We start from the raw sequence: 23177 nt of genomic DNA on the forward strand, positions 1-23177 counted from the left end.
CCTTGAGACCGGCGAGTTTCATGCGTCTTCCTTGTTACAAATTCATCTGAGACTGGGTGGTCAGCGCAACCAGCTTGCCCGCCTCCGTTTCGATCCGCGTCTGCCAGACCTGCAGCCTGCGGCCAACACTTACCGGCGCGGCAGTTGCCGTCAGAACGCTGCCCACCGGCGCGGGGGCGATGAGGTTCGTCTTACTCTCGGTCGTGGTGGTCATCTTGCTTTCCGGCGGCAGGCTCAGGAATGCCCCGATCGCGCCCACGCAATCGGCCAGCGTCATCAGGAACCCGCCATGGGCAATCCCGCCCGCCGTGCAGTGCGCCTCGCCCACCGTCACGCGGCCGATCACCGCCTCCCGGTCGGCCTGGACCAGCTCCAGCCCGATCGTCTTCGCAAATGGCATCGATGCCGCCAATGCCTTGAGATGTGTGTCGGTCATACCTGTCCTCGCCCTGTCAATTATGTGTCCGGATTTGTCCAAACTTGTCCGGGAATTGTCCCGGTTTGCCGGTGTGTGTCCACCCGCTGACACGGGTCGTCCTGCATTGCCGGGGGAACTATAAGGGCAGGCAACTGTTGGATAAGTCCCGCCGGAGATGCGCCCATGCCCCTGAAACTCAAGGATTCCTCCCTCCTCAAAACGGAGGCTTTTCTCGCCGGAGAATGGACCCCCGCCAATTCCGGCCAGACATTCGGCGTCACTAACCCCGCCACCGGCGAAATCCTGGCAACCGTCCCCAAAATGGGCGCTGGCGAAACCCGCCAGGCGGTCGATGCGGCCGCCGATGCCTTCCCCGAATGGTCGGGCCTGCTGGCCGAAAAACGCGCGCGCATCCTGCGCCAATGGTTTGATCTTCTTATGGAAAATCAGGCAGACCTCGCCGCCATCATGACCGCCGAACAGGGCAAACCCCTCTCCGAAGCCAAAGGCGAAATCGCGTATGCTGCCTCCTTCATCGAATGGTTTGCCGAAGAATCCCGCCGCACCTATGGCGACATCATCCCCACCCACAATTCCGCCGCCCGCATCCTCGTCACCCACGAACCTGTCGGCGTCACAGCCGCCATCACCCCCTGGAACTTTCCCGCCGCGATGATCGCCCGCAAGGCTGGCGCCGCGCTTGCCGTCGGCTGCACCATGGTCGTCAAACCGGCCTCCGCCACGCCGCTGACGGCCCTCGCCATGGCCGAACTGGCCAGCCGCGCCGGCATTCCCGCAGGTGTGCTCTCAGTCATCACAGGCTCTGCCGGAGAGATCGGCAGCGAGCTGACCAGCAACCCGAAAGTCCGCAAGGTCAGCTTCACCGGCTCCACCGAGACCGGCAAGAAACTGATGCAACAAAGCGCCACCACTCTCAAACGCCTCAGCCTGGAGCTCGGCGGCAACGCCCCCTTCCTCGTCTTCGAGGATGCCGATCTGGATGCGGCCGTCGAAGGCGCCATCGCCTCGAAGTTCCGCAATTCCGGCCAGACCTGCGTGTGCGCAAACCGCTTCCTGGTGCAGGCTGGCATCTATGATGCCTTTGCCGAAAAGCTCACTGAAGCAGTCAGAAAACTCAATGTCGGTAACGGGATGGATGAAGGCATCGACCAGGGCCCGCTGATCAATGAAGATGCTGTGGAAACCGTCAAAGCCCATATTGAAGACGCCCTCCTCAAGGGCGCCCGCATCGAACTCGGCGGCAAGCTCCACAAGCTTGGCGGCACCTTCTTCGAGCCCACAGTCCTGACCGATGTGCCTGCCACCGCCCGCATTGCGCGCGAGGAAACCTTCGGCCCTGTCGCCGCCCTCTTCCGCTTCGGGGATGAGGCAGAGGCCATCGCCATGGCCAATGACACAGAGTTCGGCCTCGCCGCCTACGCCTATACCAAAGACCTCGCCCGCGCCTTCCGCGTCTCCGCCGCACTCGACTATGGCATCGTCGGCATGAATGAGGGGCTGATCTCCACCGCCATCGCCCCTTTTGGCGGGCGCAAGGAAAGCGGTTTTGGCCGCGAAGGCTCAAAGTATGGCGTCAGCGATTATCTCGACATCAAATACACGCTGATGGGCGGCCTCGGCTAAAGCCTAGCTCTCAGAACGAATACCGGCTTGGCGAGACACCGAACGCCCGCTGAAACATCGCGCAGAAGGCGCTGGCGCTGTCATAGCCCACATCCATCGCCACGCTGGTGACGCTCGATCCGGTGGACAGCAGAGACAGCGCCTCCAGCAGCCGCACCTGCTGGCGCCACAGGGCAACCCCCATCCCCGTCTCGCGCTTGAAAGCACGGGTAAAGCTGCGCCGGCTCATGCCCGCAATGTCGGCCCATTGGTCAATGTCACGCTGGTCGGAGGGGTTCTCGATGATCTCGCGGCATACGCGCACCAGGCGCGGATCGGTCGGCATCGGGGCGGCATAGGGCACCTTGGGCGAGGCCAGCAGCTCGCTGATGAGCAGGCTGACAATCTGTCCCTCCCGGCCCTGCAGGTCGTAGTCATGGTCAAACTGCGTCACTTCCAGGATCAATGCCCGCAACAACTGGCCCACCTCGACGATGTGACAGTCCGGATCATCCCGCTCATATCTCGGATCGATGTAGAGCGTCCGCAGCGATACCGGCCCCCGGCAGGAAACCTCATGTTGCACCTGGCTGGGAATCCACACCGCCCGCTGCGGCGGGATCACGAAACTCGTCTTGTCCGTCACCACCGACATGACACCCGAGCAGGCATAGAGCAGCTGGATGCGCTCATGCGAATGCGCAGTATCGACAAAGCCGGAAGGATATTCATCTGCCAGCGCAACCACCGGGCGGCGGCTGAGATCGAGTTGATGGGTGCTTTTCATCCTGTCCTCTCGGGACTGCCGTAACACCCGCAAATGATGCCACCGTCCGCTGATGTGACAAGATGATGACTGGCCGCGTGGCCCAAAAAAGAAAAAATATGACCTAATGAAACTTCTCGGGCCAAAAAGGCGGCATCGCCTGCTTAAAGCATGGTCGGACCGCCCTCGCCCGCCGGCAGCCAGAGCCACCGGCGTGCAGGCGCCCCTTTTAGCGGATAAACGCCAGGCTGATGCCCGCAGCGATCCCGGAATTGCGGAAGGATGTCACCTCTCCATTCCCGAAACGGTGAGCGAAGGACGCCTCATCGGCGGTATCGGCCCGCGCGAAGAAACCGAACTCCACAAATTCGGAAACCGGCCGCGCCGCCGCCAGTTCAATCCCGGCATAGGAGCGATGGGCCGAATCGTCCCCCGGCTGCACAAATCCCGCCCGGCCGATGGCCGACAGCGTCCAGTCGCCCAGCGCCCATTCCGGCCCGGCGGCAAACTCCAGCCCCCAATCCTTCAGATCCGTATCATAAAAACCGATCAGCGTCGGCGCGAACGGCGCCTCCAACGTAACTGCGCCCACCACTTCGAGGCTCGAATCTGCCTCTTCCCCAGGATAGGTCAGCCAGTTGGCGGAAACATCGGCGCTGTAGCCGTGTCCGCCCCAGGCCACGCCGAGGATAAAATCGGCCTCATCCTCAAACGCCGCCCGCTGATCGCCCACGGGCAGCAGGCGGTAAAAAGCTCCGTAGACGGTTGCTTCCTGAACATCGATCTCGATACCGGCGCCGAATTCGAGCGTTTGGCGGCCGATCTGTTCGCCGCGATCATGCAGCGCCGAAACAGCGCCGATGTCCATGAATATGCGTTTCTCGCTAGCCTCCGCAGCCAATGGCCCTGCGGCCATCAGGGTCGTTGCAGACAATAGTGTGCGTGCAAGGGTCACTTACGTTCCTCCTGTAGACGTTTTTCTCTAGATTTTCCGGGGCGGTGGCGGCCGCCTCAGTGCTTCGCTGTCGCCTCGGCTTCAGCAAGTGTCCCTGGCAGATAGAGCCGCCCGTTTTTCATCACATACCGGATGTCGAGCGTGTTCTTTATGTCCGCCAGCGGATTGGTGTTGAGGATCACAAGATCCGCGAATTTTCCCGGCTCGAGGCTGCCCAGCGCGGCCTCCCGCGCAATCGTCTGGGCGCTGCCCATGGTGGCGGCCCAAAGCGTCTCACCGGGCGTCCATCCGCTCTCGACATAGGCCTGCATTTCCCATTGCGTGCCCAGACCCGGAATATCGCCATGCGCGCCCAGGCCCACTACGCCGCCGGCTCGGTGAACCTTCAGGGCGCTGGCGCCCACCATCTCGTAAGTGTAGTCGCAGAAGGGCGCAGGCGCTGCATTGGCAAAGCGCATCTCACGAAACCATTCCGGCACGAAATCAGCATATTTGGGGTCGTTAAGGGCGTCATTTCGCTGCATGAAAACCCGGTCCGCCGGCAGGCCGCCATGCGTGATCATCAACGTCAGCGTGCTGCTTGTCCCGCTGCGCGCATAAAGCCCCACAAAATCCTTATACTGATCGATGGGCGGGATACCGTGTTCCACACCGGAGAATCCGTCCAGAATGCCCGTCAGACCAAACCGGTAAGACAGTGCGCCCTCGGTTGTTGCCGACAGGCCCAGCTCATTGGCCGCCTCGGCCACCCATTGACGCACACGCCGGTTGCCGGTGCGATACTGCTTCAGGTTCGACAGGCGGTAATAATCCCGGTAGCGGCGAAGCACGGAGAGAACCTCTTCCTTGCTCCGGAAGTCATTGAAATCAAAAATCGCCGGGCCGGTCGTGTAGAGGCGCGGCCCCAACACATTCCCTGTCTCGACCAGATCCTGATAGGTCAGCATGTCGATGGAAAGGGAGGAAGGATCAAACACAGTGGTAATGCCGAAGGCAAGGTTCGTCTTCAGGCCCCACACATCGAAATCCAGAACATCCCGGCGGATGTCGGCCACATGGTAATGCGCATCGATCAGTCCAGGGATGATATAGGCGCCCGCCACATCCACGATGGAATCCCCCGCCGCCGCGCGGATATCCCCGGCGGGCGCTATCTGCACGATCCGGCCATCCTCGATCAGGATGTCGGCATTCTCCAGCATGGCCTCCGGCGCGGCGCGGTCTGCCATCGTCACGACATGGCCGCCTTTCAGCAACACACGCCCCCGGGGCTCATCGCGCGCGGCCGTAACGGAAATGTCCAAGCGCCCCGCCGCCGCTTCCGCCCTACCGAGCTCGAAAGTCACATCCGCCAGCGCGATCCGGCGCAGCGTCGCCCCCAGCGCCCAGTAGATCTCCTGTCCGTCTGCGCTCCAGCCAAAATAGTCCGCGCCAATATCCGTCAACTGAACATGTGGTCCGGCTGGCCTTGAAAGATCGAACGTCCCGCCTGCATCATCCAGCTTGTAGAGATGTAACTGCTGGCCAATCTGCGCCAGCGCCCAGGCGCCATCGGGGGACACGCGCAGATCATCCGCCGGCGCCGGGCCTTCGGAGAAATACCAGCCTGGCCCAACGGCCTGCGTCACCCCACGCCGCGCGCCATCTTCCAGCAATATCGCCTCTACGCCCGCACCAGTATTGATCAACACCTCGCCTGCCCCCGCGGAAAAATGCGGCGTTCCGCCCATCCGTCCCGTCGCCAGCACACGCACGGGCGCCCCATCCAGCGGCATCAGAACCAGTTCGCCATCCCGCCACTGTCCATATTCCATATAGGTCCGCCGCCGCGCCTCTGCGGGTGAGCGTACTGCGATGAGCGCTGTCCCGTCCGGGGTAAAAACAGGATGCGTATAAAACCCCGCTTCGGAGCTGATCCGGCGCGCGCCGCTGCCATCCGCTGGCGCGATCCACACCGCCCCGCCCGCATCCTTCGTCCAGCTCACAAATGCCAGCGCCGCCCCATCCCCGGACCAGGCGGGATGAAATCCGGTCTCGCCTTCTGCCCGCACAGCCCGCGGCGCGCCGCCGTCCAGCGTCTGCACATAAAGCCGCCCCAGCGCCGTGAATGCCAGCGAACGGCCGTCGGGCGAAAGCGCGGGAGACTGGATCAGCCGCGCACGCACCTCGCCCGTCTCGATCTGCGCCGGATGCCGCCCCAGCGGCCCTAGCGCCTGATCTATATCCGCCGTAAACGGAATTATTTCTGCTTTTCCGCCATCCAGCGGAATGCGATCAATGCGCCCCTGCCGGTTGAGGAAGATGGAGTGTCCGTCTGCCGAGAAATCATAGCGCGCAATCGCGTCATTGGTCAGCGCGGCCAGGATGGCGTCCGGGTCTGTCTCGGCCAGCACCTGCCCAGCGCCGGTCTCCAGATGAATCATCTTGAGCTGCGACACGCCCTCGCGCCGGTCTCCGAAAACGAGATATTTGCCATCCGGAGAGATGGCCGGCCGGAAGCGCGGCAAGGTGCTCTCCCCCGCCTTTCCGGCGGGCAGCACAACGGTTTCCTGCCCCGTGTCCAGATCAAGTTTCACAATGCCCCAGGCCGCGAGCGCGTTGAACGCGGGATCGCCCTTAGACAGCGAGGAAAGATAAATCGCCCGGCCATCAGGCGTAAACCGCGCGCCGAGCGAACTGACGGCCCCTTCCGAGCCATCGCCCGCCCGCGTAGACCGCAGCACCTCGCCCATATCGCCCTCAACTGGCCGGAACCGCCAGAGCTCATAGGCATTCCGGTCCGCCCAGAAGCGCGTGACGATCAGACTCTGCCCGTCCGGCGCCCATTCGGGAGAAACAAAAACCGGATTGTCGTCATACAGACTGATCTGACGCAGATTACCGCCCTGCGCGTCCATCAGCCAGAGATTCTCCGCGCCGGACCGGTCACTGACAAACAGGATCGTCTGCCCATCGGGCGACCAGACCGGCTGCGAGTCCATCGCCATGCCGGAGGTAAGCCGCGTTGCCTTCCCCCCGCCAATGGGCAGCGTGTAGATGTCGCCCAGCATGTCAAACACCAGCGTCTCGCCACGCGGCGAGACATCCAGCGACAATTGCGAGCCTTCATGAGTTTCAAACGAAATCTGCCGCGCGGCACGCATCGGCAGCGTCTGTCCAGGCCGGGCGAGCGGCATATCCTGCTTGCCCGTCACGCCTGCTGTGTAAGACCGCGCCTCCTGGGGCGGGGTCTCTGCCTCCTGCGCCGGTGTTCCCGCGCAGGAGGACAGGCCGAGGATGAGCGCCGCCGTCATTAGGCGTGCACGAAACGAAGCGGCGCTCCGGCATCCCTCTGGCGTGAACTTCTTCATGCGGCGCTCACTCAGTTTACGGATCAGAACTTGCGCGTCACCGTTGCAATCACCTGCCGGCCCGCGCCATAGGTGCAGTTTGCAACACCAGCGCAGCGGGCAACATAATCCTCATCGAAAATGTTGGACCCGTTGATGGCAAAACGCCAGTTCTGGGTGTCGTAGCGGATAACCGCGTCAAACAGCGTCGAGGCTTCGCCGGTATAGACGATGGGCGCAAACGGGCCGGGCAGGCCGCCCTGGCTCTCGCTCGTATAGCGCACGCCCCCACCGATACCGAGGCCAGCCATCGGGCCTTGCACGAACGTCCAGTCGACAAACAGCGAGGCCTTGTCCTTCGGCGTTACGGGCAGTTCGGCGCCCACTTCCTGCGGCGTGGAGCTGGCCAGCACTTCGCTGTCCGTCCGGCTGTAGGAAGCGTTGATCGAGAGCTGGTCGTTGATCCGGCTGACGAGTTCCACCTCGAAACCGTTGACCTCCACTTCGCCCGTCTGCTTGCTGGCAATCGGGGTCGGCGAGCCAACCGCCGAAACGATGTTGTTCTGGTTGATCTGATAGACAGCCGCCGTCAGCAGCAGGTCCACGCCGTCCGGCAGGCCGCGCGCATCATACTTGATGCCTGCTTCCACCTGTTCACCCTCGCTCGGCTTGAAGGTCTCGCCCGTGTCGACATCCGACCCCAGCACCGGCTCAAACGAGGTCGCATAGCTCACATAAGGCGCAAGGCCGCTGTCGAAGATATAGTTCGCACCCACCCGATAGGTGAAGGCGTCTTCGCTGAGGTCAAAGCCCGTGAGATGGTTCTTCACCTTCACATCGTCGTACCGCCCGCTCAGCGTGACGTAGAGATTGCCGTAGCCGATATGATCCTGAACATAGAGGCCGGAATGCTTCAGCGTCTGGTCGTTGTACGGGGTCGGATAGCCCGGCTTGTAGCTCGCCTGCGGCGGATAGGTCGGGTTGAACGCATCAATCGTGCCGGCAAACACAAATCCGAAGCCAGCTTCATTCTCCGCCTTGCGATAATCATAGCCCGCAATCAGGTCATGCGTCAGCGCGCCGGTAGTGAAGTCGATATCCAGCCGGTTATCGGTGGTAAACCCGTCAACATCTTCCTTGTACGCATAGTTATACTGCTGAATGGTGCGGTAATAGCTGGGATCGCTCGGGTTTGTCGTGTTGATGAACCCGCCGCCGCCATAGAACAGCGTCGAAGACCGCTCGGCATACCGGCTGACGCGGGTATTGGAGACAAACTTCACATTTTCATTGAAGGCATGGACCAGCTCATACCCGATGCCCCACTGATCGCGGTCATACCGGTTGTTCGGGTTGCCGAGATTGGTCTTCGGGCCAATCTTTCCGTTCGGGTTCGGCTCCAGCGTGCCAGCCACCGGCAGATAGCCATTGGTGTCGCCGTTCACCGCGTCAGACTGGAAATAGCCCAGCAGCGTAAGATCCGTGGACGGCGTGATATTCCAGGTCAGCGCCGGCGAGATCAGGCTCCGGTCGGAGCTGACGAGATCACGAAAGGTCTCGCGGTCGCGGTAAAGGCCCGTCAGGCTATAGCTGAAGCTTTCGCCCAGCGGCCCGGCCACAGTACCGGCCACCTGCTTGTAGTCCTGCGTGCCATACTTGATGGCCAGCTCACCGCCAAACTCCTCCGATGGGCGGCGCAGCGACAGGTTGTAAAGGCCGCCCGGCGGGGAGTTACCATAAAGCGCCGAGGCCGGCCCCTTGAGTAGCGAGAAGGTCTGGAAGGCATAAAGGTCGAGGCCAACGCTGGAAATCGTCGTCGTCGCCGGAACAGCCAGTCCATCGATATATTCCCGCGGGCGGAAACCACGCGCCGAGATGAAGTCAAAGCGCAGATCCGGGCCGTAATTCTCGCCAAACGCGCCGGCGGTGTAGCGCACAGCCTGCTGGGCATCGATGAAGTTCAGAAGGTCGATCTGGTCGCGCGTGACGATCGACACCGATTGCGGCGTCTGGATCAGCGGAATGTTGGATTTGTTGGCCGTGGCGCCATCCTGAGGCACGTACTCTGGCGCGATCACGATGATGGTTTCCTGAACGCTGGCAGCGTCCTCTCCGCCTTCCTGCGCGATGGCAGACGGCGCCAGCATCACAAGCCCTGCGGCCGCGCCGAGAAGCGTTGCCCTGAAATATTTTCGATGTCCCATCTGTCGATGTCCTTGCATCATGACTTGCACCCCTGCTGCGTCTTTATTCGCCCAATGCGAACTGGTGCCATCGATACCATTGCGCCAAAATCCTGTATTTCGGCTTCGGGTCTGGAGTTGTCCCTAATTGGCCAATCTGTGTGAGGCGGCCTTCCCCTTGGCCCTGCGGACCCGATTGAGGTATTTTTCGACCCGGCGCATTATGGCTGTTTCCAACCACCCCTCCTATCGTCCCGGTTGAAGAAGTGCAGGAGGGCGGGCCGATGGCCGAAGCGGCAACCAAGAATACATGGCTGGTGCTCCACCGCTGGTTTGGCATCATCACAGCCCTGTTCCTGTTCATTGCCGCCCTCACCGGCAGCATCCTCACCGCCCGCTCCACCCTGGACCGGTGGGCGAACGGCGATCTGTTCACCTATGATGGCAGCGCCGCAGACCGTCTGCCGCCCATCGAGGCGGTCGCCCTTTATGAAGCGGCCAACCCGGGCATCCAGGTCACCGGTTTTCCTCTGAGTGCAGATGAAACGGAAAACATCCTCATCACGGTGGCGCCCAAACCTGGTGAAGCCGCGCTTGATTATGACGAGGTCTTCCTCAATCCGGCCACCGGCGAAGCTGCCGGTATGCGCAGCACCGATCCGGGGCTGAACAACCGCCAGCTCATCCCGCTGATCCTGGAGTTGCATTATAATCTTCTGGCAGGCGATACCGGCCGCATCTTCATGGGTTTCGTCGCGCTCGGATGGCTCATCAGTTCCGGCGTCGGCCTCTACCTCACTTTTCCGAGGAAGGGCCCCTTCTTCAAAAATTGGTGGCCAAGCTGGGTCTACAGCCCGAAACGCTCGTTCGCCCGCCAGATGCTGGACATTCACCGCGCCAGCGCGCTGTGGCTCTTCCCTTTCCTTTTCATCCTGGCGTTCACTTCCGTCACGCTGAACTTCTTCGATGAATTCTGGGACCCGTTCGCCACCACGGTAGCGCCACTGGAAAAGTCCCTCTTCCATCTCGATGCGCCGTATCCAGACGGCACAACGCCCGCAATGAGCTATGCCGACGCGCTCGCCCTGTCGCAGGCGCAGGCCGCCGCCGAAGGCATCGCCTGGAAGCCGGCCACCATGCTCTATTACCAGAACTGGAACCTCTACGGCACCACCTTCAGCGACACCGGTGACCTCAACTACAAATATCTCGGCCCCATCTACTACTATTTCGACGCAGCCACCGGCGACTGGATCCACGAAGTCAATCCCTACACGGACAGCGCAGGCCTGGTGATGATCCGCGCCGTCTATCCGCTCCATTCCGGCGAAATCGGCGGCGGCCTTGCGGTGTTCTTCGTCTTCATCCTGGGACTCGCCACGGCAGAGCAATGCTTCACCGGCATCTGGGTGTGGCTGAAGAAGCGCGGCCCTCGCATCGCCGCCAAACGCAAAGCCCACGCCGCCGCCACCAGCGCCTGATCCGCGCCGCCCGGCCTGTCCGCCCCCACGCCCACCTAGCATAGAAGAGTATCCCCCATGAGCGTTTCGCCCCTGTCCCGCACGGATGATGTTGATCCGGACGTGCGCCGCTTCATACAGCGCACCGGGGCAGATTTTGCCGCGCTCGCCGCCGTGGCCCCGCCCACCACGATCACCCGCCGCCGTGAAATCTGCGAGCAGGTGCGCGCGCCCTGGGCCCGCGGCGGCCCGGATATGGCCGAAACCCGGATGGTCCAATTCGGGTCAGATGGCGTGCGCGCCCGCATCCACATCCCGCAATCGGGCGCCGGCAAGGGCACGCTGATCTATCTGCATGGCGGCGGCTGGACCGTGTTCAGCATCGACACGCATGACCGGCTGATGCGCGAATATGCAGACCGCACCGGCTGCGCCGTTGTCGGGCTGGACTATGCTCTGTCTCCGGAACACCGTTTCCCGCGCGCGCTGGAAGATGTGGAAGCCTGTCTATCCTGGCTGCGCGTCGACGGCGCCGCGTACGGGCTATCCACCGGCCGTATCGCACTGGGCGGGGACTCCGCCGGCGGCAACCTCTCCCTCGCCACCGCCCTGCGCCTGCGCGACCGGGGAGAGCCCCTGCCCGACGCCCTGCTCCTCAACTATGCCGCCCTCGATACCGATCCGCGCCCCTCCTACAAACGCTATGATGGTGACCATTACATGCTCACCACAGACGAGATGCGGGACTTCTGGATCAGCTATCTCGGCAAGCCATCTACGGATGATCCCTATGCCCGCCCGCTTCTGGCAGACCTGGCCGGCCTTCCGCCCGTGCATCTCTGCATAGCCGAATGCGACATCCTCACCGACCAGAATACGGAACTTGCCGCCCGCCTCGAGGCGGCGGGTGTCGAGGTCTCCGCCATGGTCTATAAAGGCGCCACACACAGCTTCCTCGAAGCGGTCAGCATCTCCGCCTGCGCTGGCCGCGCCCTTCAGGATGCGTCGGATTGGCTGGCCGGAATCCTCAACGCATGAGCGCGCAATTTTCATCCGTTCCGCAGGCGGACATCCTCCGCTTTGCAGCGGAAAATCCGCTCGCCTGGGTCGTACCCACCGCTGCCCCAGCTGATGCTATCCTGATGCCGCTCCTGATGGAGACAGATGCGGCAGGCACGCCCCTATCCCTCCTGGGCCACCTGCCGCGCTCTGCTCCACTGATTCCCCGGCTATGGGAGAATCCCAAAGCCACCTGCCTCTTTCTCGGCCCCCATGCCTATGTCCAGCCTAGCTGGATTTCCAAGTCCGGCTGGGCGCCCACCTGGAATTTCGTCTCCCTCAAGGTCACCGGCGCCATCACACTGGACGACGCCTTCACTGAGCCTGCGATCCATGCCCTTGTCACGCATATGGAAACACGCAACGGCTCGGGCTGGACCGCCGCCGAAATCGGCCCCCGCTTCGACAGCCTGCTGCAGGGCATCATCGGATTCCGTATGCAGATTGATTCGCTCCAACCCCGCTTCAAGACCGGCCAGGACGAGTCCGGAACCTCACGCACCGAAATACACGCCGCCCTGGAAGGCCACCCGCTCCAGGCTTGGATGAAGATGCCTTGACGCCGCAGGCAAATCTGGCCCGATCGCGCAACGAAACGTCCCTACCCGGAGGGCCCTCCGCCTGCCCCGCTGCTAGTTTCGCCAATGAAGTCGAGGCAGCCATCATGACCCTTCCCCAGAACCAGCCCGTCCGCAGCTTCGCCCCCGGCACGCCCGAGCGCGCGAGCCTCATGGCCGAGATCGACCTGCAGCGCGCCAATCCGCGCCGCGTCCTCCCCGTCATCAACGGCCGCAAGATAGACACCGGCACCGGCACAGAGATGCGCGAACCCCATGCCCATGCCCGCAGCCTCGGCAGCTATGCCTCGGCGGGCGCGCCCGAGGCAGAGGCCGCCATTAACGCGGCGATGGCCGCGCGGCACGATTGGGCGCGCATGCCCGCCGCCTCGCGCCGGAACGTCTTCCTGCGCGCGGCAGAGCTGCTCGCCGGTCCCTTCAATGCCCGCCTCCTTGCCGCCACCATGCTGCAGCAGAGCAAGACCGCCTATCAGGCGGAGATCGATGCCTCCTGCGAGCTGATCGATTTTCTCCGCTTTAACGTGGCATTCTCCGAAGAGATCGAGGCGATGCAGCCGCTTTCCTCTGCGGCAGAGCTGAACCGGCTGGACCATCGCCCGCTCGATGGCTTCGTTTTTGCTGCCTCCCCGTTCAACTTCACCGCCATCGCCGGTAACCTCTCCCTCGCTCCGGCGCTGATGGGCAACACGGTCGTCTGGAAACCGTCCGAACGCGCCGTATATTCGGCGGCCTTCCTGATGGACCTGTTCGAGGCGGCCGGCCTCCCGCCCGGTGTCATCAACATGCTCCCTGCGGAAAACCCCGCCCCCATTGGCGAGGCCGTACTTGCCAGCCCGCATCTCGCCGGCGTGCATTTCACCGGCTCCACGGCCGCTTTCGACCGTATCTGGCGCGCCACTGGCGCGAACGTCTCCAACTACCGTTCCTATCCCCGCCTTGTAGGGGAAACCGGCGGCAAGGATTTCGTCTTCGCCCATGCCTCTGCCAATGTCGATGCGCTCGTCACCGCCCTGGTGCGCGGCGCGTTCGATTATCAGGGTCAGAAATGCTCCGCCGCCAGCCGCGCCTATATCCCGCTCAGCCTCTGGAAACCGGTCACCGAACGCCTCGCCGATACCGTCAGCAGCCTGACCATGGGTGACGTTTCAGACTTCCGGAATTTCATGGGTGCCGTGATCGACCAGCGCGCCTATCAGCAGATCTCCGGCTTCCTCGACTATGCCGCTACCGCGCCCGGCCATCGCAAGCTTGCCGGCGACTCCCCGTCAGACAATCAAGGCTGGTTCATCCCGCCCACGGTCATCGCCTGCGATGATCCCAGGTCCCGCCTGATGACGGATGAAATCTTCGGCCCCGTCCTCGGCCTCTATGCCTATCCCGATGGCAAGCTCGCTGAAACCCTCGCCCTGGTGGACCAGTCCACCCCTTACGCCCTCACCGGCGCCATCTTTGCGCAGGACCAGGCCGTCATCGACCAGCTCTCCCTCGCCCTGCGCGACGCGGCTGGGAATTTCTACATCAATGACAAACCCACCGGCGCCGTTGTTGGCCGCCAACCCTTCGGCGGTGGCCGCCGCAGCGGCACCAACGACAAGGCCGGCAGCCCCTTCAACCTCCTGCGCTGGTCCTCCCCCCGCACCGTCAAGGAAACCTTCGTCGCCCCCGTCTCTCACCTTTACCCGCACATGGCCGGCTGAACCCGTCGGGATTTGTCCTTGGAGCGCCGTTGGAGTTTTTTGGAGGTTTCCGGAAAAAGCTCCAACGCCGCCCACGCGCTGCCGCAAACAAAAACCCCTCCGTCGCCGGAGGGGTTTTCAGGTTTCAGTCGCCTTCGCCGTGTTTTCGGGCCGCTTCCCTCAGACGCGCAAAGATCGCCGCCGGGTCTTCCGGTGCTAATACTTCATCAGGCTCGGGATAATCATCCTCATAGAACTCGCCGAGAACGGCATCAGCCTCATCCTCGGCCGCTTCGGCAGGCGCGCTCACCCCGCCTGCCGCTGCCACCGCTGCGGCTGCCACCATCTCCCGCTGGGCTTGCGGGGCCGGCGTCGCGGCGCCCGAGAAGGCCGCTTCTGCATCTTCATAATCTTCCGACACCGAAGAGCGGAAATGCGCAATCACGGTTTCCCCGCCGGTCAGCGTCTGCCCGGCCCAGACATGCGTGCGGATGTCGGCGGGCAGATACACATCACACCAGCCGCCGAGCCGGCGCGTGCCGAAGCTCCGCCCCAAGCGCACCACATCGCCATGGTCCACCGCCAGCTCGATCCGGGGGCCCAGCCCGCCGGTCGTCAGCACGATGCCGGCCTGCTCGCCCTGGCTTTCAAAGGTCACATAGGCCCGCGTCAGGCCTTCCTGGTCGGGCTTGGGAGAGATCGGCTGCCCCGGCTCGCCCTGCTGCAGGGACACGATCTCCACGCCCCCGGCCATCGGCGCATAGAGCTTGTTGGTAGAGACCGGCGAAGAAGCAATCCGCACCCGAATGAGGCTCTCGCCCTTCAGGCGCAGGGCAGCGGGCGCGTCGCCATATCCCACGGACACCACCACCCCGTCGCACGGCGCCACAACGCCATAGGCCAGGTCAGGTGGCGTGCGCTTGGCCCAGCGCCCGGCGGCCAGCGCGATCACCATCGCGGCAAAGCCGATCCAGAACAGCGGCGCCCAGATCCAGCCCAGCAGCAGCGCCGCCAGGAACGCCCCGGCGGCGGCGGCCACGGCCTCCCAGTCAAACACGGTCTTCATCCAGGGCAGCGACTGGCGCTCGAAATCATCGCTCATCGGCTCGCCTCCTCTACAGGTCTGTTTTCGCTGAGAAGTTCAGCGGGCTCGGCGCGGTGCGCCTGACGATGCCACATATCAGCATATTTGCCGCCTTTTGCCAGCAGCCCCTCATGCGTTCCGCGCTCCACAATGCGGCCCGCCTCCAGAACCAGTATCTCATCGGCCGAGATCACGGTGGATAGGCGATGGGCCACCACCAGCGTCGTGCGGCCCGCCGAAGCCTCTTCCAGCGCCTCCTGAACGGCCGCTTCCGTGGCACTGTCGAGCGCGCTCGTCGCCTCGTCCAGCACCAGGATCGCCGGGTTCGCCAGGATCACGCGGGCAATGCCCACACGCTGCTTCTCCCCGCCCGACAGCTTCAGCCCCCGTTCGCCCACGCGGGTGTTCCAGCCGTCAGGAAGGCTTTCGATGAAGGTCAGAAGCTGCGCCCGGCGGGCCGCCTCGCGCAGCTCCGCTTCGGTCGCTTCCGGGCGCGCATAGGCAATGTTGGCGCGCAGCGTGTCGTTGAACAGCACCACATCCTGCGGCACCAGCCCCAGCGCCGCCCGCAGCGATTCCTGTTTCAGCCCGCGCACATCCTGCCCATCCACCTTCACCGCGCCCGCGTCCACATCATAGAAGCGGAACAAGAGTTTCAGCAGAGTGGATTTGCCCGCGCCGGAGGTGCCGACAAAGGCCACCTTTTTCCCCGGCGCCACGTCAAAGCTCACGCCCGAAACGCCCACCGCCCGGCCTTCATGGCTGAAGGCCACATTCTCGAAGGTCACATGGCCCTTCGGCGCCGACAGCGCCTTAGCATCGGGGGCGTCCTGCACTTCGGGCACCATACCCATTAGGCCGTGCAGCTTCTCCAGATCCACCGCCCCCTGCTTGATCTCCCGCCAGGCCCAGCCGAGAATGTTCAGCGGCGCATAAAGCGACAGCAGCATCAGCATCACCGCCGTCAGATCGCCAATCTGCATCGTGCCCTGGATCACGTTCCAGGCAGACAGCACCATCACCGCCAAGAGGCCCAGGTTCATCACCAGTGCCTGCACCGTGTTCAGCACATACATGCTGCGGTTGGTGTCAACATAATGCTTGTTGTAATTGGCCATCGCCTCGTCAAACCGGCGGGTTTCGCGGGTTTCGGCAGCGAAGGATTTCACGGTTTCGAAATTTGTGAGGATGTCGATCGCCGTGGCACGGAAATGCGTATCCGCCTCATTCATCTTCCGGCGCTGGCGCACGCGCCACTCAGTGATGATCACCGTGCTGACAACGTAAAGCGCTATCGTCGCCACCGCGATCAGCGACAGGCGGATGTCATAGGCAATGCCAAGGGCCACCGAAGCCAGCACCAACCGCACCAGCGTCGGCCCAATGTTGAACGCCAGAAAGCGGATCAGATAGTCGATGGCGCTGGCGCCCCGTTCGATGATGCGGTTCAGCGCCCCGGTGCGCCGGGTCTGGTGAAAGCCCAGCGACAGCGCGAGAGAATGGCCGAACGCATCCACACTCGCTACCCTTTGGGCGTCCTGGCTCACTGGGGAGAACAGCCAGTCCCGCACCTGCGGCAGGGCGGCGGCGGCAAAGCGCAGGGCCAGTCCATAGGTCAGCCACAGCGCCGCCGTTGCAAAGTTCGCCGCCACGCCCCCCTCCGGCACGGCCTGGTTGATCGCATGGCCCATTACCAGCGGCGAGACGACCTCGAGCACCGAAGCGGCAAGTGTGATGATTACCGCCAGTACCATCACCGGCCGCCATTTGGCGAGTTCCGGCCGGCCCAGCAGGGTCAGAATGCGTAAAATGGATTTCCACAGCCCGCCATCAGCGCTGTCGATACGGTCATGGTTTTCGGGCGCCGGAACGGCAGCATTTGGCGGGCTCATGCCTGCCATATGGCGCTGTTTGGGGCGAAGTGAAACCCGGCCTTGCGTGTAACGGCCAAAGGAACGCCCCGGCTGTCGCCAGCCGGGGCACGGATCGCCGGAACAGGACGGCTCAGAAGTGGAAATTCACGCCTGCGCGCAGCACATCAAACTCGGTATCGATGCTGGCCCGGCCAATTGTGCCGTCCGAATAGGACGTGTCGAAACCGCCGCTGCCAAGATCTACCCGGGAGTATTCACCGCGCACCGAAATCCGGTCCGTCATGGCAAACTCTGCCCCGGCGCCATAGATCCAGCCGGTTCGATTGGAGCTAGCGCTATCGCGGATTTCACCACCAGCCACGCGGTAGTTCCGGTCGAACTCGACCTTTCCATAGGCGATACCGCCTGTGCCGTAGACCAGCAGGCGGTCAAACGCATAGCCCGCGCGTGCGCGGGCGGTCGTGAAGTAATCGACGCCAAATTTCAGGTCTGTGAAGCCCTCGGGATTGTTGGCCGCTCCGCCCGGCGCGTTCGGAATGGAAATCGTGGAGCTGATGTCTGACGTTTGCAGATCCAGTTCACCCCCCAGCACCAGACCACCATTCTGGACGTTGTAGCCCCATTGGACGCCCCCAACGAAGCCATCACCGCTGAAACTGCGATTGGTTGGGAAAGTACCGCCTGCCAGGGGCGCCGGGAAGAAACTGGTGGCCGGATCGACCTCCAGAACAGCGCTTAGATCAAAATCAGCCTCACGCCCCTCCCCCGCATTGATGCCGCCATACCAGCCGCTCCAGTCATGCGACTGGGCATATGCTGCAGGCACGCCAAAAACGGCGACTGCCGCGCACAAAACGAGTTTCTTCATATTACTGCCTTTCGGATGCGGGACTGCCGCCTTGGCAACAGACCTCGGTTTCCTCCCCAGAAGGCGCTACGTGCTGGGTCTCAGATTGGATCGCCTCACGGGATGCCTCCGCATCCAAGGTGTGGCATTTTGGTCACAGCGTGATACGCCTGCCAATTGGCAGGCACGGCCCCATCGCGTGAGAAAGCGGCTGGCGAAGCGGCTCAAGGCCTCCTATCACTTAGGGGAAAGAATGAGCCGAGAGACTGATAAAATGACAAAAATTCGCTCGATCTGCGTCTATTGCGGCGCCTCAGACGCGGTGGACCCGCGCTATATCCGGCTGGCCGAAGAGCTTGGCCGGGAACTCGCCCGGCGGGGTATCCGCCTCGTCTACGGCGGCGGCGGCGTTGGCCTGATGGGCGCCTGCGCCCGCGCCGCGCATGAGGCTTCCGGCGATGTGCTGGGCATCATGCCCCGCTTCCTCCTGCAGAAAGAACGCATCTACAAGGATGTCGAACACCGCATCGTCGACGACATGCACACCCGCAAGCAGATGATGTTTGACGAGTCCGAGGCCTTCATCGTGCTGCCCGGCGGCATTGGCACGCTGGAAGAGGCGGTGGAAATCCTCTCCTGGGCGCGCCTTGGTCTGCACGCCAAGCCCATGGCCTTTCTGGATGAGGACGGTTTCTGGTCGCCCTTCTTTGAACTCCTTGAACGGATCATCGAAGGCGGGTTCATCCCTGATGAGTTCCGCCAGATGATGGTTCACAGCAAAACATCCAATGACGCAATCGAGGCCCTTCTGGACCGCGTCGTAGTGCTGGATATCTGACCGTCAGCCGTGATGGCGCATGCCGGGATCGAGCCGTTCAAGCTCGGCATGCAGCCATTGATGATGCTGTTCCAGCCGTGAGACCGCCTCAAGATCGGTCTCGTTGCGGCAGACAAGTTCCTCGCGCCAGGCTGAAAGCACTTTCAGCTGCGACCGCAGCCAGCATAGCATCTGGCTGTCATCAATGGGCATGCAGATCATGGGACACTCCTTTTACTGACCAAACTGCCAGGACAAAGCGATCTTGAAGTTCCGGCCAGGCTCTGACACGCCTTCGAAGACGCGGTCGTAGTCATGGTCGAAAATATTATCGATACCGGCATCGATACGCAGGTTGGGCGCAAATTGCGGCCGCCAGGAACCATAAAGGTCCAGGACCACATAGCCCGCCCGTCGCTCGGCCACCATCAGGCTGCCACCGGAAAGCGCGCGGCGCTCGAACTCGTCCGCCACCTGAATGCGCGTGCCAATGCGGGTATTCCAGCTGGTCAGTTTGATGCCGGTATCGAGTGTCAGGCGGTCGGGCGTCAGCGTGCCGAGGTCTTCGCCCGTGGCGGTATCGGTACCCTCAATTGTTGAAAGCGTTGCCCGGGCAAACCAGAGCGGCGCATCATAGGAGGCCTCCGCCTCCCAACCTTCCAGGCTGGCGCCGGCAATGTTGGCGGAGTTGGTGCTGCCCGCCGTACACGGAAAGAAGGAAGGCCCAACAAAGCAGGTGGGATCATAGGAAAAATCGACCGTCAGGTTGATGAGGTCAGAGACATCGCTCTCGAAATAAGAAATCTTTCCCTGGAAGCGGTCTTCCCGGGTGAGCACATTCCGGAAATCGAGACCGAACCCCACTTCCACCGTCTCGCTCGATTCCGGCTTCAGATCCGCATTTGGCACGAAGTTATTGTTCACGAAGACAAACCGCCCGAGCGCGGGATTGAACAGTGTCGGGTGGGGCACCGAAAAGTGGACGCCATCGAGATAAAGTTCGTTGATGGACGGCGCGCGAAAACCCTCCGCATACGACGCATAAAGGCGCAGCCATTCGACCGGCGCATAGCTCGCCCCCAGACGCGGCGACAGTTTGTCATCCGAAGCCTTGTCGGGGCTGAGATCGGACGAGCTTTCAAACGAATCGTGCCGGATGCCGGGAATGACGATCAGGCGCCCCGGCAAGCCGAACGGGCGCTCAACTGCGGCTTCGGCCTGAACAAAGATACCTGCAAACTCAGCGCTGCCGTTGGGCACGCCGCCGCGAATGCCGCCGGCGGCCGTCGAATCCGTACCCGTCTGGCTGTCCTCATACCAGTCGCCGCCAACCGTCAGCGTGGTCTCGACCGGCCCCAGCAGGAAGCGGGAGGCATTGCGCAGGCTGACGCCCGTCGTCTCGATTTCCCGCAGGGTCGTGCGCGGAACGGTGGCGTCAAACTCATCCACACCGGTGGTGGACTGGTAGACGGTGAGCTTTGCGTCAATCAGGTCCGATGACGGATTATACCGCACCGCGCCGCGCCACAGCTCACTGCTGATGTCCTTGTCGACATCCCGGTCAAGCGTGGCGTCGCCCGTACCCAGTGTGCCCTGGCCATTATTCGGCTCGACGGCATTATTGCTGAATTTCTGCCAGGCAATTTCCCCGGACAAGGCATCAGTGAACTGATAACCAAGCTTGACGATTCCCGTGGTAATTTCGTCATCCGATGGAAGATCAATGCCCGACCCGAGCGCAATATCCCCGGACCGGCGGAAGCCGAGACTGGCGAGCGCGTCCAGTTTGCCCGACCTGCCATAGACGGTGGCCGAGCCGAGCCATTCCTCATTGACGCTCTGATAGGCCGTGCGCAGCCGGCCGCCGAAGCTTTCGCCCTCGCGCAGCAGGTCTGCCGCATTGACCGTCTCGAAGGCGAGCACGCCGCCAACCGCGCCCGAACCGTAAAGCGCCGACGCCGGGCCGCGCACCACTTCGGCCGTGCGCACGAGTTCGGGATCGAGGAAGAAGCTGCCATCATGTGCGGAGCTGAAAGACTGGCGGGCGCCGTCGAGCAGGACGAGGACATTCTCGCGCCCAAGACCGCGAATGCTGGGCGTCTCGCCCGTGCGGCGCGGACCGCCGCTGAACTGAAGGCCGGGCACATCGCGCAACAGATCTGACATGGCGCTCGGCTGGATCAGCTCCAGCGTGTCGCGCGAAATGACGGTGACCTGTCCTGGATAATCAAACACTGGCAAGGGGTTGGACGTGCCATAGACCGTGACGGTCTCTTCCCGCTGTTCGGCCTCTTCGGGTTCCTCCTCGGCCAGCGCCGGGAGGGCGGCGAAGGCGAACACGGCCGCAGACAGCAGCAGACGCGGGCGGCGGCTGCGGCAGGAACGGGCGGGGAAGACATTGGGGAACATGGAGGCACCTTGGAGTATTGCGAATGATTCTCAATACTTCTTTTCGCAAAGCTTCCGAAGGATTGCAAGTAATTCTCATTCGCATTATGCAGAAGGGAACAGATCCGCCACCCGAACTCCTCAGGAGGAGGCCTCCATGCCATCCAGATCCCGCTCATTCCTGCTTTTCAGTGCCGCTGCGATCGCGCTTTCCCTGACCGCCTGCGCCGCGTCCCCGGCCCAGACCGCGCCTGCAAGTTTCACCGCTGCCGCCACTGGCGAGGTGGTTGATCCGGCGAAATTCGAGCGGGACCGCGCGTCGATTCTCGCCATGGCGGGCGATTACAAGGTGTCATTCGATTTCATCGAGACGGTTTCCTTCAACGAAAACTATGTTGTAACACCGCCCAAGATTTCCGGGGCGGAGGAAGTGGTTCGCGTGATCGAGGACCGGGGCGATTTCATCAGCCTGCAGCATATCCTGGTGGCTACCCACGGGGACGTGACCTTCCCGATCAAGCACTGGCGGCAGGACTGGCAGTATGAACCCGACCGTATCCTGAGCTTCATTGGCGGCAATGCTTGGGGATGGCGGGATATTCCACTCGCACAGCGAAAGGGAAAATGGTCGCAAACGGTGTATCAGGTGGACGATGCACCGCGTTACAGCGCTGTGGCGGCCTGGACCTATGACCTTGGCGCGCCGACCTGGGTACCGCCGCATGAATGGCGCCCCCTGCCCCGCCGGGACATGACGACCCGCAACGACTATCATACCATCAATGCCGTGAACCGGCATGTCATCACCCCGCTCGGCTGGGTGCACGAGCAGGACAATGACAAGGTGGTGCTCTCTTCCGGCGTGCCCGTGCTGCTGGCGCGTGAAGTCGGCGTAAACACGTATGAGCGCGACAGCGATTTCGCGGTTGAGGTAGCTCTGGATTATTGGGCGGGCACGGCCGATTTCTGGACCGAAATCCGCGATGAGTGGGCCAGGATTGGAAATGAAAACAACCGGTTCGGTCTGGCAATCCAGGGTGAGAGCGAAGCGCTCTATGTGCCGCTTCTGGAACTGGCGAGCGAAGTGGCTGAGGGGAAAATTCCACTGGCGGAAGCCGGACCAAAGGGCCGGGCGCTCGTGCGGGAATTCGTGACCTTCGATCTGGCGCCGCTGGCTGAGCGCGTCGCCGCCACCCCGAAAGCGGGGGAGAAATGATGCGGTTTGCAAAGCCCTTTCTTGCGGGCGCTGCTGCGCTGGCCGCTGCCCTGCCCGCTTCGGCCCATGTGGGGTTCGTGCTGCCCGATTCCTTTGCCTACAAGAGCTGCAGTGGCTTTGGGGCGATTGCGACCTTCAGTGACTACTTTCCGTCCCCGGAGATTGTGCTTTCGGCGGAGTTTCGCCTGGTGGGGCCGCAGGGGCAGGCCATTCCGCTCGACGAGGTGACGGCCGACCATGCGATGACGCGGCTGGAAGCCTCGCTGGATATGCCGGGTACGTACCGTATAACGAGCGATGAACGCCTTGGCCGCAAAGGAAAAGTTGCGCTGGTGGAGGGGCGATATGAGCGCCTCGGCGGCGAGGATATGGGCTTGGCACGCCTGCCGGCGGGCGCGCAGATCCTGACATCGCAGACGGCTACGGTCTCAGAGGCATATCTCAACTGTGGAGGAGCAAATACCGCCGCGGATACATCCCCCGCCGGTCAATTGGCGGTCACGCCCGGACAGGACGCGGACAGCATCGGACAATCCCGGACATTCCGGGTCACCTTCGGCGGCGCGCCGCTCGCCGCCCGCGAGGCGTTCCTGATCCCGGCTTATGCTTTCCTTGCCGGCGCTCATGACGGGGCGCCCCTGATCGTCTCGCCCGGTGGCGAGATCCGGCTGGAAGACCTGGCGCCGGGGGTCTATGCCCTTCTCGTCCGCCACATCGCCCCCGCTCCGGAAGGCGCCGAGACGGATGTGCGGTCCTATTCGACAGCGGTGACATTTGCGGTGGGTGAGCTTCATCCCTGAGCAGGATCAGACGGTCACTTTCAGGCGCCCGGGTTTCCCGTCCTGATAGATGATGGTAGGGTCTCCCGGTCTGCAGGCATGGGAGACGAAAAGGATGCGCTTTG

At 62.8% G+C, this 23177-nt stretch carries 18 protein-coding genes; 8 read left to right on the forward strand and 10 right to left on the reverse strand.

The features are described 5' to 3' along the window. Positions 1 to 34: 34 nt before the first annotated feature. The gene (locus HPO_RS16950; protein ID WP_035601449.1) at positions 35 to 436 is read right to left on the reverse strand and encodes a PaaI family thioesterase; all 402 of its coding nucleotides are present in this window, start codon (positions 434 to 436) and stop codon (positions 35 to 37) included. Between the two features lie 171 nt (positions 437 to 607). On the opposite strand from HPO_RS16950, the gene HPO_RS16955 reads away from it, so the two are divergent. Then, positions 608 to 2062, forward strand: coding sequence for an NAD-dependent succinate-semialdehyde dehydrogenase (locus tag HPO_RS16955; protein WP_035601528.1), 1455 nt, complete (start codon positions 608 to 610; stop codon positions 2060 to 2062). 10 nt (positions 2063 to 2072) lie between these two features. On the opposite strand, the gene HPO_RS16960 is transcribed toward HPO_RS16955, so the two are convergent. The 4 genes from HPO_RS16960 to HPO_RS16975 all read right to left on the reverse strand — a co-directional run bounded on the left by HPO_RS16960 (position 2073) and on the right by HPO_RS16975 (position 9295). Continuing rightward, the gene (locus tag HPO_RS16960; RefSeq protein ID WP_035601452.1) at positions 2073 to 2828 is read right to left on the reverse strand and encodes an AraC family transcriptional regulator; all 756 of its coding nucleotides are present in this window, start codon (positions 2826 to 2828) and stop codon (positions 2073 to 2075) included. 208 nt (positions 2829 to 3036) lie between these two features. After that, entirely contained in the window at positions 3037 to 3762 is a 726-nt protein-coding gene (locus HPO_RS16965) for a hypothetical protein (protein WP_157532904.1), read from the reverse strand. A gap of 56 nt (positions 3763 to 3818) precedes the next feature. Then, positions 3819 to 7112, reverse strand: a complete 3294-nt coding sequence (locus HPO_RS16970; protein ID WP_084324408.1) for an amidohydrolase family protein — start codon at positions 7110 to 7112, stop codon at positions 3819 to 3821. Between the two features lie 23 nt (positions 7113 to 7135). Then, positions 7136 to 9295 carry a TonB-dependent siderophore receptor gene (locus HPO_RS16975; protein ID WP_241767951.1) on the reverse strand — a complete coding sequence of 720 codons (2160 nt, stop codon included), beginning with the start codon at positions 9293 to 9295 and terminating at the stop codon, positions 7136 to 7138. A gap of 263 nt (positions 9296 to 9558) precedes the next feature. On the opposite strand from HPO_RS16975, the gene HPO_RS16980 reads away from it, so the two are divergent. The 4 genes from HPO_RS16980 to pruA all read left to right on the forward strand — a co-directional run bounded on the left by HPO_RS16980 (position 9559) and on the right by pruA (position 14068). Beyond that, the gene (locus tag HPO_RS16980) at positions 9559 to 10755 is read left to right on the forward strand and encodes a PepSY-associated TM helix domain-containing protein (RefSeq protein WP_051612740.1); all 1197 of its coding nucleotides are present in this window, start codon (positions 9559 to 9561) and stop codon (positions 10753 to 10755) included. A 57-nt stretch (positions 10756 to 10812) separates the two neighbouring features. Beyond that, positions 10813 to 11772, forward strand: a complete 960-nt coding sequence (locus tag HPO_RS16985; RefSeq protein ID WP_035601459.1) for an alpha/beta hydrolase — start codon at positions 10813 to 10815, stop codon at positions 11770 to 11772. Further along, entirely contained in the window at positions 11769 to 12353 is a 585-nt protein-coding gene (locus HPO_RS16990; RefSeq protein ID WP_051612742.1) for an FMN-binding negative transcriptional regulator, read from the forward strand. Before HPO_RS16985 ends, HPO_RS16990 begins: the two co-directional genes overlap by 4 nt. A gap of 104 nt (positions 12354 to 12457) precedes the next feature. Further along, the gene (gene pruA / locus HPO_RS16995) at positions 12458 to 14068 is read left to right on the forward strand and encodes an L-glutamate gamma-semialdehyde dehydrogenase (protein ID WP_035601460.1); all 1611 of its coding nucleotides are present in this window, start codon (positions 12458 to 12460) and stop codon (positions 14066 to 14068) included. Between the two features lie 124 nt (positions 14069 to 14192). Here the strand turns inward: pruA and HPO_RS19980 are convergent, their stop codons facing one another. The 3 genes from HPO_RS19980 to HPO_RS17010 all read right to left on the reverse strand — a co-directional run bounded on the left by HPO_RS19980 (position 14193) and on the right by HPO_RS17010 (position 17873). Then, a complete protein-coding gene (locus tag HPO_RS19980) occupies positions 14193 to 15149 on the reverse strand; it encodes a phosphatidylserine decarboxylase (RefSeq protein ID WP_051612743.1) in 957 nt (318 codons plus the stop codon). Continuing rightward, positions 15146 to 17032 carry an ABCB family ABC transporter ATP-binding protein/permease gene (locus HPO_RS17005; RefSeq protein WP_035601465.1) on the reverse strand — a complete coding sequence of 629 codons (1887 nt, stop codon included), beginning with the start codon at positions 17030 to 17032 and terminating at the stop codon, positions 15146 to 15148. The genes HPO_RS19980 and HPO_RS17005 overlap by 4 nt, the downstream gene beginning before the upstream one ends. 103 nt (positions 17033 to 17135) lie before the next feature. Beyond that, on the reverse strand, positions 17136 to 17873 hold the full coding sequence (locus HPO_RS17010; RefSeq protein WP_051612745.1) for an outer membrane protein: 738 nt from the start codon (positions 17871 to 17873) through the stop codon (positions 17136 to 17138). A gap of 253 nt (positions 17874 to 18126) precedes the next feature. Between HPO_RS17010 and HPO_RS17015 the strand changes: the two genes are divergently transcribed. Next, positions 18127 to 18690, forward strand: coding sequence for an LOG family protein (locus HPO_RS17015; RefSeq protein ID WP_035601467.1), 564 nt, complete (start codon positions 18127 to 18129; stop codon positions 18688 to 18690). 3 nt (positions 18691 to 18693) lie between these two features. Here HPO_RS17015 and HPO_RS17020 read toward each other — a convergent pair whose 3' ends face one another. Beyond that, positions 18694 to 18891: a hypothetical protein gene (locus HPO_RS17020; RefSeq protein WP_035601469.1), complete on the reverse strand. Its 198-nt coding sequence runs from the start codon at positions 18889 to 18891 to the stop codon at positions 18694 to 18696. A gap of 12 nt (positions 18892 to 18903) precedes the next feature. Further along, entirely contained in the window at positions 18904 to 21078 is a 2175-nt protein-coding gene (locus HPO_RS17025; RefSeq protein WP_051612748.1) for a TonB-dependent hemoglobin/transferrin/lactoferrin family receptor, read from the reverse strand. Positions 21079 to 21214: 136 nt separating this feature from the next. Between HPO_RS17025 and HPO_RS17030 the strand changes: the two genes are divergently transcribed. Then, on the forward strand, positions 21215 to 22273 hold the full coding sequence (locus HPO_RS17030) for a DUF6607 family protein (protein ID WP_035601470.1): 1059 nt from the start codon (positions 21215 to 21217) through the stop codon (positions 22271 to 22273). Continuing rightward, positions 22270 to 23073 carry a DUF4198 domain-containing protein gene (locus HPO_RS17035; protein ID WP_084324409.1) on the forward strand — a complete coding sequence of 268 codons (804 nt, stop codon included), beginning with the start codon at positions 22270 to 22272 and terminating at the stop codon, positions 23071 to 23073. Before HPO_RS17030 ends, HPO_RS17035 begins: the two co-directional genes overlap by 4 nt. Positions 23074 to 23177: the final 104 nt, after the last annotated feature.

This window comes from Hyphomonas polymorpha PS728, from assembly GCF_000685315.1.
In the GTDB taxonomy this organism is placed as follows: domain Bacteria; phylum Pseudomonadota; class Alphaproteobacteria; order Caulobacterales; family Hyphomonadaceae; genus Hyphomonas; species Hyphomonas polymorpha.